Annotated in this window: 12 protein-coding genes; 7 read left to right on the top strand and 5 right to left on the bottom strand. The window is 72.8% G+C overall.

Annotation, left to right across the window (positions count from 1 at the left end; all coding sequences use genetic code 11):
• The first annotated feature begins 767 nt into the window (after window positions 1–767).
• Window positions 768–1,763, top strand: a complete 996-nt coding sequence (locus AB0K25_RS15350; RefSeq protein WP_363820640.1) for a GNAT family N-acetyltransferase — start codon at window positions 768–770, stop codon at window positions 1,761–1,763.
• A 16-nt stretch (window positions 1,764–1,779) separates the two neighbouring features.
• On the opposite strand, the gene AB0K25_RS15345 is transcribed toward AB0K25_RS15350, so the two are convergent.
• On the bottom strand, window positions 1,780–2,430 hold the full coding sequence (locus AB0K25_RS15345) for a futalosine hydrolase (protein ID WP_219466116.1): 651 nt from the start codon (window positions 2,428–2,430) through the stop codon (window positions 1,780–1,782).
• A complete protein-coding gene (locus AB0K25_RS15340) occupies window positions 2,427–4,169 on the bottom strand; it encodes an MFS transporter (protein WP_219466119.1) in 1,743 nt (580 codons plus the stop codon). Before AB0K25_RS15340 ends, AB0K25_RS15345 begins: the two co-directional genes overlap by 4 nt.
• Window positions 4,170–4,255: 86 nt before the next feature.
• Here AB0K25_RS15340 and AB0K25_RS15335 point away from each other — a divergent pair, with 86 nt between their 5' ends.
• Window positions 4,256–5,077, top strand: a complete 822-nt coding sequence (locus AB0K25_RS15335) for a DUF3027 domain-containing protein (RefSeq protein WP_208565619.1) — start codon at window positions 4,256–4,258, stop codon at window positions 5,075–5,077.
• A gap of 91 nt (window positions 5,078–5,168) precedes the next feature.
• On the opposite strand, the gene AB0K25_RS15330 is transcribed toward AB0K25_RS15335, so the two are convergent.
• Window positions 5,169–5,426, bottom strand: a complete 258-nt coding sequence (locus AB0K25_RS15330; RefSeq protein ID WP_208565620.1) for a DUF2530 domain-containing protein — start codon at window positions 5,424–5,426, stop codon at window positions 5,169–5,171.
• Between the two features lie 89 nt (window positions 5,427–5,515).
• Here AB0K25_RS15330 and AB0K25_RS15325 point away from each other — a divergent pair, with 89 nt between their 5' ends.
• From AB0K25_RS15325 to thpR, 5 genes are all read left to right on the top strand, one after another.
• Window positions 5,516–6,994, top strand: a complete 1,479-nt coding sequence (locus AB0K25_RS15325; RefSeq protein ID WP_219466122.1) for an NCS2 family permease — start codon at window positions 5,516–5,518, stop codon at window positions 6,992–6,994.
• A 125-nt stretch (window positions 6,995–7,119) separates the two neighbouring features.
• Window positions 7,120–7,569: a MarR family transcriptional regulator gene (locus tag AB0K25_RS15320; RefSeq protein ID WP_208565622.1), complete on the top strand. Its 450-nt coding sequence runs from the start codon at window positions 7,120–7,122 to the stop codon at window positions 7,567–7,569.
• A gap of 66 nt (window positions 7,570–7,635) precedes the next feature.
• A complete protein-coding gene (locus tag AB0K25_RS15315) occupies window positions 7,636–8,940 on the top strand; it encodes an MFS transporter (protein ID WP_219466125.1) in 1,305 nt (434 codons plus the stop codon).
• Between the two features lie 79 nt (window positions 8,941–9,019).
• Window positions 9,020–9,535 carry a hypothetical protein gene (locus tag AB0K25_RS15310; protein WP_219466130.1) on the top strand — a complete coding sequence of 172 codons (516 nt, stop codon included), beginning with the start codon at window positions 9,020–9,022 and terminating at the stop codon, window positions 9,533–9,535.
• Complete coding sequence (gene thpR, locus AB0K25_RS15305; RefSeq protein WP_219466136.1) at window positions 9,532–10,119, top strand: RNA 2',3'-cyclic phosphodiesterase; 588 nt, start codon at window positions 9,532–9,534, stop codon at window positions 10,117–10,119. The genes AB0K25_RS15310 and thpR overlap by 4 nt, the downstream gene beginning before the upstream one ends.
• 120 nt (window positions 10,120–10,239) lie before the next feature.
• On the opposite strand, the gene AB0K25_RS15300 is transcribed toward thpR, so the two are convergent.
• Together AB0K25_RS15300 and sepH are read right to left on the bottom strand one after the other, a co-directional pair.
• Window positions 10,240–11,226: an aldo/keto reductase gene (locus AB0K25_RS15300; protein ID WP_208565626.1), complete on the bottom strand. Its 987-nt coding sequence runs from the start codon at window positions 11,224–11,226 to the stop codon at window positions 10,240–10,242.
• Window positions 11,227–11,287: 61 nt separating this feature from the next.
• On the bottom strand, window positions 11,288–12,373 hold the full coding sequence (sepH, locus tag AB0K25_RS15295) for a septation protein SepH (RefSeq protein WP_208565627.1): 1,086 nt from the start codon (window positions 12,371–12,373) through the stop codon (window positions 11,288–11,290).
• Window positions 12,374–12,415: the final 42 nt, after the last annotated feature.

Raw genomic sequence — 12,415 nt, 5'->3', positions numbered from 1 at the left:
TCTGACCGGTGGGCTGTTCTGGCCGGGGCGTTCTGGGCGGCGGGCCCGTTCTGGCCCGGCGGGTCGTTCTGGCCGGGTCGTTCTGGCCCGGTGGGTCTCACCCGCTCGGGAGGACCTGCGTCCGGCTCGTGATCCCACCAGGCCCGGGCGGGGCGGGGCGGGGCGGGGCGGGGCGACGAGTACTACGTGTGCGCCCTTTCGAGCTGATGACGCCATCGAGTCAGCGCGGGCCGAGCGGCAGCGGGGTCAGCCTGGGGTCGAGCGGCAGCGGGGTCAGCGTGGGGCGGGGCGGTGGCGGGGTCAGCGTGGGGTAGGGCGGTGGCGGGGTGAGGGTGTGGCGGAGTGGTGGCGGGGTCAGCGTGGGGCGGAGCGCCGGGCGCGGAGGTGACGCGTACCCCACCCTGGCCGAGGCGTGGTGGTTTGACCTTTTCTCGGTATGCCCGGGGCCGCGCTACCCGGCCGGACACCGGTGTCGAGACCATGGCGGGCTGACGACCCGGGGCATGAGCCGGAAGCGGCCCGGGACTCCCTCACCGGTCTCAAGACCCATCCGTCTTTCAAGACTTATTTATCTTTCAAGACCTATCCGTCACCGACGTTTTTGGTCGGTATGCCTGGATAGACCAATCCGTGAATCGCTGACGTCATCAGCTCTAAAGGACGCGAGCTTGCTACCTTGTCCCCAGCTCCACCGGTTTTCCACAGGGTTGTCCACAGTCGGAGATGAGGTTGTTGAAGCCGAGGCGTAGCACCGGGAGCATGGTGGTGTGACGACGGAGGAGGCCCTGCCGGCCGATCTGGGCCGGACGGTGCGGGCGCTGCGCCGGGAGGCCGACCTGAGCCAGCGGGAGCTGGCCCGGCGTTCGGGGGTGCCCCAGGCGACCATCGCCCGGATCGAGTCCGGCAGTGCGGCCGATCCACGGTTCCACACGGTCGAGCGACTGGTGCGGGCCGTCGGTGGCACCCTGACGATCTCACTGCCCACCACCTCACTGCCCACCACCTCACCGCCCACCACCTCACCTCCCGCGCCGACCGACGCCCCGCCCCCGACGGACGCCCCGCCCCCGACCGACGGCCCGCCCCCGCCCCCGATCACCGCCACGTCGACCGTCCAGGCGCCGACCGCCGGGGTGACCTGTTCGCTGCCGCCGGTGCCGCACGACGACCTACGGGACACCGCCGGTCGGCGCTATCCGGCCCACCTCGACGTCTGGCCGGTGCGGGAGCCGAAGGACTGGCCGGGTGCCTGGTGGGCGGACTGGTACAACCTGCCGCCCCCGCTGTGGCCGCTGCGGTTGCCGCCGGCGGCGTATGAACGGAACCGGGGTTACCGGGACCGGAGGCGGGCGGCGGAGCGGGTCCGTCGGGACGCAACGGTCCGCTGGGTGATCGGCGACGGCCGGCCCTCGACGGCCTGGCGGTTCGTGGCCGAACTGCCCGACGGCACCCTGCTGGGGGAGTTGCGTGCCCACGAGCGTGATCCGCAGCTGATCTACGGCGACGACCTGGACTGGCCGCGCGAGCTGGTGCTCGACGGGGTGTTGGTCGCGGCCGGGCACCGTCGGATCGGCATCGGTGGCCGGCTGGTGGCGGCCATGGCGCAGCGGATGGAGGACATGGGCATCGGCCTGGTCCACACGGTGGTCGAGGACCAGTTCAGCAGCTCTTTCCTGGCATCCTGCGGTTTCCGGGTGGCCGCCGGTCGCCCGCTCGCCATGTCCCTGCGACGCCCGGTCGGCCCGGCACCCCGACCGCCGTAGCACCCGTCCGCATCTGTCAGGACAGCGCGCGGGCAGCCTGGGTCAGGGCGGTGAACGCCTCGCGCATCCGCCAGCCGTCGCGGTCCCGGGGACCGATCGGATTGGAGACGGTACGCAGCTCGACGAAGGGGAGGCCGGCCTGCGCGGCGGCGACCGCCACCGCGTACCCCTCCATGGCCTCGGCCACCGCGTCGGGGTGCCGGTCGGCCAGGGCGGTGGTGCTCGCGGCGGTGCCGGTGACCGTGCTGACCGTGAGCACCGCCCCGACGACGGCCGTCGGGAGGGCGGCGCGTAGCGCGCCCAGCAGCGCCGGGTCGGTGTCGATGGTGGGGCCGCCACCGAGCAGTTCCGGGGGCATCCCCAGCTCGTCGACGGGGATGAAGCCGGTCGGGGACTCGGCCCCGAGGTCCGCGGCGACGCTGCGGGAGGCGAGCACCGTTGCGCCGACCGGGGCCCGGCCGGCGAAGCCCCCGGCGATCCCCGCGCTGACCACCGCCCGGTACGGACGACCGGCAGCCTCGGCCAGAGCCAGCAGGCGGGCCGTGGCGGCGCCGGCCACGGCCGGTCCCACGCCGATCGCCCGGACCGTCACCGTCGGGTCGGCCAGCCCGGCCCGGACGGCCTCCGCCTCGGCCGGTACGGCGGTCAACACCAGCAGACCCGTCACGACACCGACCCCGGCGACTGCCGTGGCTGGTCGTCGACACCGCTGCCCGGGACTGCCGAGGACGGCCGGTAGATGTGGTAGCCCGGCGGGGCCAACCCGTCGTCGTGCCGTCCGGCCGCCCCGCTCGGGGCCGGTGAGGTCGGTGCGGCCCGGGCCGCCGCCTCGGTCGCCTCGTCGTCGGCGCTGTCGGCCGGGCGATCGGCGGCCATATCGACCCGCGTGCCGGCGGAACGACCGGCAGCGGCGTCGGTGGAGCCGGCGGCGGGACCGGGCGGGTCGGTCACCCCGGAGGCCGGGTCGGTCGTCCGCGCGGCAGTGGCGTCGGCCCGGTCCTGGGCGGCCAACTCCTCGTCGGTCAACGGTCGGCCCAGCAGCCGTTCGGCGCGCAGCCGGCCCGCGACGACGATTCCCCGCGCTGCGGCGAGGACGCCCACCCCGGCGGCGACCGCGATGCCGATGCGGCCCTCGAACGGGACGAGGCCGAGCCCACCACCGGCGACGAAGGCGAGCATCAGGGCGGTCTCGGAGTGGGCGAAGGAGCTGGCCCGCAACCGTTCGGGAATGCGTTCCTGGATCGAGGCGTCGACGGCGAGCTTGGCGATGCCGCTGGACAGGGCTGCGACCAGGCAGAACAGCGCCACCATCGGCAGGGAGAACTTCAGCACGGTCAGGATGCCCACCCCGGCCACGATGATCATCGTGCTGGACTGGATCGCCGCCGGTCGGTGGATCCGCAGCCGGGTGCCGACCGCGGTGGCCAGGAAGCCGCCGATCGCCAGCGCCCCGCCGATGATGCCCAGCGCCGCCTGGTCGCTGAGCCGGCGGCCGAAGAGGTCGTTGGTCAGGTCCCCCTTCTTGAGCGCGAACGCCAGGAAGAGCAGCAGGAAACCGTAGAGCGCGCGGACCCCCGCCGCGCCGATCAGGGTGGCGATCACCAGTCGACCCGCCGGCCGCCCCCGGCCCAACGGGCGGTCCCCCTTGCGGCGCAGCGCCCGCAGTGGTCGGGGCACCCGCTCCGGTGGCTCGGAGTCCGCCCGGGGCGGCAAGCGCAACGCGATCACCATGCCGACCAGGAAGATCACCGAGGCGACCCGGAGTGGCCACTGCGGCCCGAACCAGAACGCCGCCAACCCCAGCGGGGCCACCAACGCCCCGGCCACCGTGCCGTAGACACTGGCCCGCGCCCCCACCTGGGACAGTCCGAGCCCCTCCGGCAGCAGTCGGGGCACGGCGGCGGACCGGGCCACCCCGTACGCCCGGGACAGCGCCAGCACCCCGAACGCGGCGGGATAGAGCCCGAGGCTGCCGATGTAGTCCGAGATCAGCCAGGCCAGGAAGGCCCGGCCGAGCATGGTGGTGGCCAGCGCGTACCGCCGGCCGTGCCGGAAGTGGTCGAGCAGGGGGCCGACCACGGGTGCCAGCATCGCGAACGGCACCATCGTGACCAGCAGGTAGAGCGCCACCTTGCTGCGTGCCTCACCGAGCGGGACGTCGAAGAAGATGGTCCCGGCCAGGCCGATGGCGATCAACGTGTCCCCGGCACAGGAGACGGCGTGCAGGTCGAAGAGGCGGACCATGCCGGTCTCTCCGCCGGCACCCTTCGCGCGGGCCGAACCGGCCCGTCGGGTCATCCAGCGTCCGCCGTTGACCGAGCCGCGCAGCAGCAGGCGGGTGGCGCGGATGCCGGTGCCGACGGTCCGTCCCAGTACGGACCGCCCGGAGCGGGAGAACAGCGGCATGTGCACCATCCTCGCCCATCTGATCCAGGTGTGCCGCACCACGGGGGAAGACTCACTCGGGGAGTGCCTGTCGGTGCGTGCCGCGCATGGGGAACAATGGTCGGGTGACCAGGCCCGCTCCCGCTCGTGCCGCCCGCCTCGACCAGGTCTGCGCCGCCGCCGTCGAGGTGGCCCGCGACGCGATCACCGAGGTGGAGCCCGCCGACATCGGCGACCACCTGCGGGCTGTCGCCGAAGGTGACCGGGTGGTCACCCATTATTTCGAATGCCTGCTCGGTGGTTACCGGGGTTGGCGCTGGGCGGTGACCGTCACCCGGGTCCCCCGCAGCCGGCAGGTCACTGTCTGTGAGACGGTGCTGCTGCCCGGCTCGGACGCGTTGCTCGCGCCCGGTTGGCTGCCGTGGCAGGAACGCCTCCAGCCGGGTGACCTCGGCCCGGGTGACCTGCTCCTCACTCCGTCGGACGACGACCGGCTCGCCCCCGGCTACCTGCTCTCCGACGACCCGGCGGTCGAGGAAACCTCCTGGGAGTTGGGTCTCGGCCGGCCCCGGGTGCTGTCCCGCGAGGGCCGGGCCGAGGCGGCCCAGCGCTGGTACGACGGCGACCACGGCCCGTCCGCCCCGATCTCCACCGCTGCCCCCGCCTCGGCCCGCTGCGGCACCTGTGGCTTCTATCTGCCGCTGGCCGGTGCGCTGCGGCAGGCGTTCGGGGCCTGCGGCAACTTCTACGCCCCCGACGACGGTCGGGTGGTCAGCGCCGAGCACGGTTGCGGCGCGCACTCGGAGACCCTGGTGGAGACCGCCGAGCCGGCGGTCGACGAGCTTCCGACGGTGTACGACGACAGCGCGGTCGAGTCGATGACGGTGGACGGGGCATCCGACCCGGCGGAGGAGTCCGAGCCGGTGTAGCCGTCCGGCCGGTCCTGGCTGCGGGGCCGGTCCGCCGGCAGGCGGGCTCGGCGTGGGCGTGACGCCCCGGACGCCCGGTGTGCGGGGCGGGTCAGTCCTGCCGGGCGGATGCCCGACGGCGACGACGGTGGGCGTCGTGCCGCATCATCGTGGCCAGACCGGGAAAGCCCCACAGGAACCCGGCCAGGCAGGTCCAGAGCCAGTCCTGGTGGCCGTGTTCGGTGAGCCAGCCACGGAAGAAGACCAGCATCAGCAGGCCCACCACCGCCCAGGCGATCAACCCGGCCACCGCGAACGGGACCATCGGCGGGTCGAGTGGCTCGGGTCGTGGTGGTTGCTCCTGCGGCACGGGCAGAAGCGTACCGCGAAGCATCTTCCCGGCCCGCCGCTGATCTGGGACGATGCGCGCGACAACGGTAGATCACCTGCGAGGACCTGATGGCCATAGCGCCGCCGGACAACGGCATTCCTTCTGATCCCGCCCACCCCCGGAACGGTTTCGACCGTTTTTTCGAGATCTCCGCCCGTGGCTCGACGATGAGCCGCGAGGTACGGGGTGGTCTGGCGACCTTCTTCACGATGGCGTACATCGTGGTGCTGAACCCGCTGATCCTGGGCGGAGCCGCCGACGGTGACGGCAAGAAGCTGTCGATTCCCGCCCTGGCCGCGGCGACCGCGCTGGTGGCCGGCCTGATGACGATCCTGATGGGGGTCGTCGGGCGGTTCCCGATGGCGCTGGCCGCCGGTCTGGGGGTGAACGCGCTCGTCGCGTTCGAGATCGCCCCGCAGATGACCTGGGCGGACGCGATGGGGCTGGTGGTGATCGAGGGTGTGCTCATCGCGATCCTCGTGCTCACCGGCCTGCGTACGGCGGTGTTCCGCTCGGTCCCAACGCAGCTCAAGACCGCGATCGGGGTGGGCATCGGGCTGTTCCTGACCATCATCGGGCTGGTCGACGCCGGTTTCGTCAGGCGGGTGCCGGACGCGGCGAACACCACCGTGCCGGTGGGGCTCGGCATCAACGGCAAGATCGTCAGCTGGCCGATGCTGGTCTTCGTGGTCGGCCTGCTGGTGACGCTGGTGCTGGTGGTGCGGCGGGTGCGCGGCGCGATCCTGATCGGCATCCTGGCCTCGACCGCGCTGGCGATCATCGTGGAGGCGGTCGCCAAGGTGGGGCCGTCCTTCGTCGACGGCAAGCCCAACCCGCACGGCTGGTCGTTGAACGTGCCGAAGCTGCCCGAGCGGATCGTGGACATCCCCGACCTGTCGCTGCTGGGCAACTTCAACGTGCTGGGCTCGTGGAGCCGGGCCGGCTGGTTGATCCCGCTGATGTTCGTCTTCACCCTGTTGATCACGGACTTCTTCGACACGATGGGCACGATGGTCGCGATCGGCCAGGAGGGGGACATGCTCGACGAGCAGGGCACCCCGCCCCGGGCGAAGGAGATCCTGCTGGTCGACTCGATCGCCGCGGCGGCGGGTGGCGCGGCGAGCGTCTCCAGCAACACGTCGTACATCGAGAGTGCCTCGGGGGTCGCGGAGGGTGCCCGGACCGGGGTGGCCAACCTGGTCGCCGGTGGGCTGTTCCTGCTGGCGATGTTCCTGTCGCCGCTGTCCACGGTGATCCCGTTCGAGGCGGCCTCGACGGCGCTGGTGGTGGTCGGCTTCCTGATGATGACCGCGGTGCGGACCATCGACTGGACCGACTACGAGATCGCCATCCCGGCGTTCCTCACCATCACCCTGATGCCCTTCACCTATTCGATCTCCAACGGCATCGGGGCGGGCATCATCAGCTACGTGCTGCTCAAGCTGGCGAAGGGCAGGGCGCGGGAGATCCATCCGCTGCTCTACGCGGTGGCGGTGCTGTTCGTGCTGTACTTCCTGCGCGGGCCGATCGAGTCCGCGCTGGCGTAGCGCCACCCGTCGGTCTCCGGGCCGGGCGACCCGTCAGGTTGCCCGGCCCGCAGCGGCGGTATTCCCCTCGTGAGCATGGTCATATCGGATGTCGTTAGCCAGGCTCATTAGTTAGGCTAACGACTGTGACGGAGCGGACGGTGACGGCAAACCGCGTGCCACCGGCGCAGCTGGCACCCCAGTTGCGTGATGCGATCACCCGACTCAACCGGCGGGTCCGGCAGGCCCGCCCGGTCGGCGACCTGACGGTCACCCAGCTCTCCGCGCTCACCAGCCTCCGGCTGGCGGGCGCGCTGACGCCCCGGGAGCTGGCCGACGTCGAACGGGTCCAGCCACCGACGATGAGCAAGATCGTCGCGAAGCTGGAGGAGCGCGGCCTGGTGCAGCGCACCCCCCACCCGACCGACGGCCGGCAGGTCATCCTGGCGGCCACCGAGTCAGGCCGGGCCGTGCTCGACCAGTTCGAGCGGGCCCGCGACGAGTGGCTTGCCAGCCGGCTGGCCGCGCTCGCGGAGGACGAACGCGACACGCTACGGCGGGCCGCCGAGATCCTCCAGCAGCTCGCCCGCGCCTGACGCCCCACCGGGTCCGCGCCGTCCGCCGTCGATGACGCGTACGCGACCCGAGGAGGCGCACCAAGAGTGCAGGCGAAGCTGAGCACGATGTTCCAGTCCCTACGAGTCCGCAACTACCGACTCTTCGCCACCGGACAGCTGGTCAAACTGATCGGCGTCTGGATGATGTTCATCGCCCAGGACTGGCTCGTCCTTGAGCTTTCGGACAACTCCGCCACCGCGCTCGGCGTGGTGACCGCCCTGCAGTTCACCCCGGTGCTGCTGCTCACCCTGCTCTCCGGCCGGCTCGCCGACCGCTACGACAAGCGGATGCTGCTCTTCGTCGCCAACGCCTTCTGGACGGTGCTGGCGCTGGGGATGAGCCTGCTGGTGCTCACCGGCCTGGTCGAGCTGTGGCACGTCTTCGCGTTCGCCGCCCTGCTCGGCACCGCCAACGCGGTGGAGACCCCGGTCCGGCAGGCGTTCGTCAGCGAACTCGTCGGCACCACCCTGCTGCCCAACGCGCTCTCCCTCAACGCGGCGGTGTTCAACTCGGCCCGGATCATCGGCCCCGCCGTCGCCGGCCTGGCCATCGCCGCGTTCGACGTCGGCCCGGTCTTCCTGTTCACCGCCGTCAGCTCCGTCGCGCCGTTGGCCAACGTGGTCCGGATGCGCCCGGCCGAGCTGTACCGCAAGGACCTGCTCCCGATCGGCGAACGGGACTCGGCAAAGATCATCGACGGGTTGCGCTACGTCCGGCAACGCCCCGACCTGCTGCTGCCCATGGTGGTCATGTCGGTGATCGGGATGTCGCTGTTCAACTTCCAGCTCACCCTCGCCGCACTGGCCAAGACGGTCTTCCACACCGGGGCCGCCTCGTTCGGCCTGTTCAGCACCGCGCTGGCGGTCGGCGCGCTGGTCGGGGCGCTCGCCGGCACCGGACGGCGCAGCCGCCCGTCGGTATGGCTGGTGCTCGGTGCGGCCGTCGGCTGCGCGGTCTTCGGCACCCTGGTCGGCCTCGCCCCGGCGTACTGGCTGGTGGTGACCCTGCTCATGCCGACCGGCTTCTTCATGGTCTTCTTCGCCCAGGCGGCCAACCAGCGGGTGCAGCTCGGCACCGACGCGGCCTTCCGGGGCCGGGTGATGGCGCTGTGGGTGCTGGTGTTCCTCGGCACCAACCCGGTCGGCGCACCGATCATCGGCTGGGTCGCCGAGACCTTCGGCGCCGGCGCGAGCATCTGGATGGGTGGACTCATCTCGCTGGCCACCGCCCTGCTCGCGCTCACCTGGCAACTGCGGCGCTCCGGGGCCCGGCTGCGCTTCCGGGTGCTGCCGATGCCCCGCTTCTACGTGGTGTCCCGCCCCCGCCTGCTCACCCCCAGCGGGCGGTGAGCGGTGGGGCGGACACGCAGAGCGTGCAGATAGCAACAAAGCGGTGGCGCGCGGCCCCGCCGGGCCCTAGCGTCGAGGTGTGGCAGGCGGGAGCGCGCTGACGCTGATACTGGCTATCCTCGCCGTGGCCTGCCTGCCGGTGGCCTTCGCCCTGCTCTTCTGCCTCGACGAGATCGCCGACCGGGTGGCCTGCGGCTGGGCCGAGTGGCGGGAACGCCGCCGGGAACGCCGCACCATCGCCCGCCTCGACCGGGCCCTCGCCGCCGACCCGGCCACCCGCGACATCGACCTGACCGAGCTGGACCGGGCCGACCGCCGCCCCCTCGAACTCCTCGCCGCCGACCTGCGCCGCCTGGGCCAGCACCGGCTCGCCGCCGGCGGTCGCTCGGTGGTCTGGCACAGCTCGGTCATCGAGGCGTACGACGACCGGCTCCGCGCCGCCTGCCGGGCACTGGAGATCCCCGAGCACCTGGCCGAGCTGACCGGGGTCGACCGGGAGATCGAACGGGTCCGGGTCGAGGGCGTGCTGGCCGCGGCGGGGCTCACGCTGCCGACCACACCCGCCGACCGCCGCCCCCGTGACCGGCGGGCGTGAGACTCTTCGTCGCGGTCCACCCGCCACCGTCCGCCGTCGCCGACCTCACCGCCCGGGTGTCCCGGCTGCGGGTCGGCACAGCCGGTGCCGCCGGCCTCGACGTACGCCTGGCGCAGCCGGCACACCTGCACGTCACGCTGGCCTTCCTCGGTGAGGTCGAGCCCGGCCGGCTGCCCGAGGTGGCAGGTGCCCTCGGCGCGGCCGCCGAAGCCGCCCGCGCCGGCTGGACGCACCCACCCCTGTTACGGCTGGGCGGCGGGGGCCTGTTCGGGCAGGGCCGGTCCACCGTGCTGTGGGTGGACGTGCGGGGTGAGGTGACCGCGCTGCGGACGCTGGCCGGGCTGATCCGGGCCGAGCTGGACCGGGCCGGCCTGCCGTACGACGGGAAGCCGTTCCGTCCACACCTGACGGTGGCGCGGCCCGGTGACCGGCTCGACCCGTCCGAGGTGGACGCCGACCGGCTCGCCCTCGACGCCCACCTCGGTCCGCGATGGCCGGCCGATGAGCTGGTGCTGGTGCACAGCCGCCCCGGCCCCCACCACACCCCCCTCGCCACCTGGCCGCTCCGCCCCGCCCCCTGCTGATCATGACGATCGGGGCCGGGCCCGGCGGGCGACGGTTCCGTGACGGCGACGCGAAGGGGGGTGCAGTGGCGGTGTCCGAGGCGCTCGGATGCCGCTGTTTGGTCCCCGTCGGGGGACCGGTCACCAGGCCCAGGCCTCCGGGCCGGGACCACCGTTGCCGACCGGCGGGAACAACTCGTCGAGCCGCTGCTCCGTCGCCTCGTCGATCTCCACGGTCAGCGCGCCCAGGGTGTTGTCGAGCTGGGCGACGGTGCGCGGGCCGATGATCGGGGCGGTCACCCCGGGCCGGGAAAGCAACCAGGCCAACGCCACGTCGGCCGGGTCGTCACCCCGTTCGGCGCAGAACTTCTCGTACGCCTCGATGGCCGGCCGGTGCGCGGCGAGCCCGTCGGCGGCCCGGCCGGCGGTGCCCCGCGCGGCCCCGCCCTCGGCCATCTTGCGCAGCACCCCGGAGAGCAGCCCCCCGTGCAGCGGCGACCACGGGATGACCCCCAGCCCGTAGTGCTGCGCGGCCGGGATCACCTCCAGCTCGACGTGCCGGGTGAGCAGGTTGTAGATGGACTGCTCGGCGACCAGGCCGAGGAAGTTGCGCTTCCCGGCGGCGGCCTGCGCCTGGGCGATGTGCCAACCGGCGAAGTTGGACGACCCGACGTAGATCACCTTGCCCTGGGCGACCAGGGTCTCCATCGCCTGCCAGATCTCCTCCCACGGGGTGCTGCGGGAGACGTGGTGCATCTGGTAGAGGTCGATCACGTCGGTCTGGAGCCGGCGCAGCGAGTCCTCACAGGCCCGGACGATGTGCCGGGCGCTCAGGCCTTGGTCGTTGGGCCACTCGCCCATTTTGCCGAAGACCTTGGTGGCCAGGACGACCTTGTCCCGCCGGCCCCCGCCCTGGGCGAACCAACGACCGATGATCTGCTCGGTGATCCCCTCACCGGTCTGCCAGCCGTAGACGTTGGCGGTGTCGAAGAAGTTGATGCCGTGTTCGAGCGCCCGGTCCATGATGGCGAAGCTGTCCGGCTCGGAGGTCTGCGGCCCGAAGTTCATCGTGCCGAGGCAGAGCCGGCTCACCGACAGACCGGTACGTCCCAGATTCGTGTACTCCATGGGACCACCCTGACACGCGCGGACCTCGAGTGCCTCACGATGCCAGAGTGGCCCACTGCGATCAGGAGGACTCGCGGGCCGCCGGGCCGGTGCCGAACAGGACGTCGTCCCAGCTGGGCAGGCGCTTACGCGGCTTGCCCGAGGCGTCCGTCGACTCGCCGCCCGCAGCGGCCGCCGCGGCCGTGCCCGTGCGGCGCGGCCGGAGCACGGCAAGCGACGGCACGGCCGGGACCTCCTTGGGCGCGTCCGAGTCGTCGTCGAAGGCGGAACCCTGCCCACCGCCGAGCAGTGCGGCGGCACCACCGCCGACGGCCCGCTGACGGGGCGCGTCGGAACCGGCCAGCGCGGCCGGGGAACGCGGGTCGAGACCCCGCCCCGAGGTGCCGCCGAGCGGACGGTCCAGCGACGCGAGCAGGGCGTCCCGCCCGGCCCGGATCGGGTCCCGGCCCGGACGGGCCTGCTCGCTGGCGGCCGGCAGGCCGTGTCCGCCCCGACTCGGCTCGCCCCGCGACGGGCCGGGCAGCGCGTGGCCGCCCCGTTCCGGTGCCGGCTCCTGGCCGAGGATCGGCGTGGGACGCTCGGCGCACAGGTACTGCGCCATGTCGTCGTGCGGGGTGACGTTCTGCCGGAGCTTGTCGAGATCCCAGACGGCCTGCGCGGTGGCCTTGCCGGACGGCCAGGTGGCGATGATCCGCCAGGTGCCGTCGTCCCGCCGGAACGCGTCCCAGGAGATCTTCTCGGTGTCGATGCCGTGCTGGGCCAGCCGACCGTTGACCACCTCGGCCAGCGGGGTGGCCTTCTCGGCACCCTTGAGCCGGGTGCGCCGGGCGTGCTGGGCGAGCATGGCCCGCTCCTGGAGCACCGGGCCGGCGTAGCGCAGCACCCGGTCGACGGGCACACCGGCGATCCGGGCGACGTCCTCGGCGGACTCGCCCGAACGGATGCGGGCCTGGATGTCCCGAGGGGACAGTGACGGGGTCGGGTCGACCCCGGTGGGGACCACGGTGAGCGGCGGCGCACCGGGCTCGGCGTGCAGCACGGTCGCGATGCGTTCGTCGATGGGGAGGGCGAGCAGGCGCCCGACCTCGTCGGCGAGCACCAGCGCCTGGCCGTCCTCGGAGAGGGCGACGAAGCGTACTGGGCGCATGGCGTAGCCTCCGTCCCGCTTCGCTGGCCGTCACGCCACGAG

Origin of the sequence: Micromonospora sp. NPDC049257 (genome assembly GCF_040678915.1) — a bacterium.
Classification (GTDB): Bacteria; Actinomycetota; Actinomycetes; order Mycobacteriales; family Micromonosporaceae; genus Micromonospora; species Micromonospora antibiotica.
This window is presented reverse-complemented; position numbering and strand designations above follow the sequence as displayed.

What these genes read in the sequence shown, in the direction of transcription:
- AB0K25_RS15340 (WP_219466119.1), bottom strand. Translation starts at nt 4,169, where the DNA reads ATGCCGCTGTTCTCCCGCTCCGGGCGGTCCGTACTGGGACGGACCGTC.
- AB0K25_RS15335 (WP_208565619.1), top strand. Translation starts at nt 4,256, where the DNA reads ATGGGGAACAATGGTCGGGTGACCAGGCCCGCTCCCGCTCGTGCCGCC.
- AB0K25_RS15325 (WP_219466122.1), top strand. Translation starts at nt 5,516, where the DNA reads ATGGCCATAGCGCCGCCGGACAACGGCATTCCTTCTGATCCCGCCCAC.
- AB0K25_RS15300 (WP_208565626.1), bottom strand. Translation starts at nt 11,226, where the DNA reads ATGGAGTACACGAATCTGGGACGTACCGGTCTGTCGGTGAGCCGGCTC.
- sepH (WP_208565627.1), bottom strand. Translation starts at nt 12,373, where the DNA reads ATGCGCCCAGTACGCTTCGTCGCCCTCTCCGAGGACGGCCAGGCGCTG.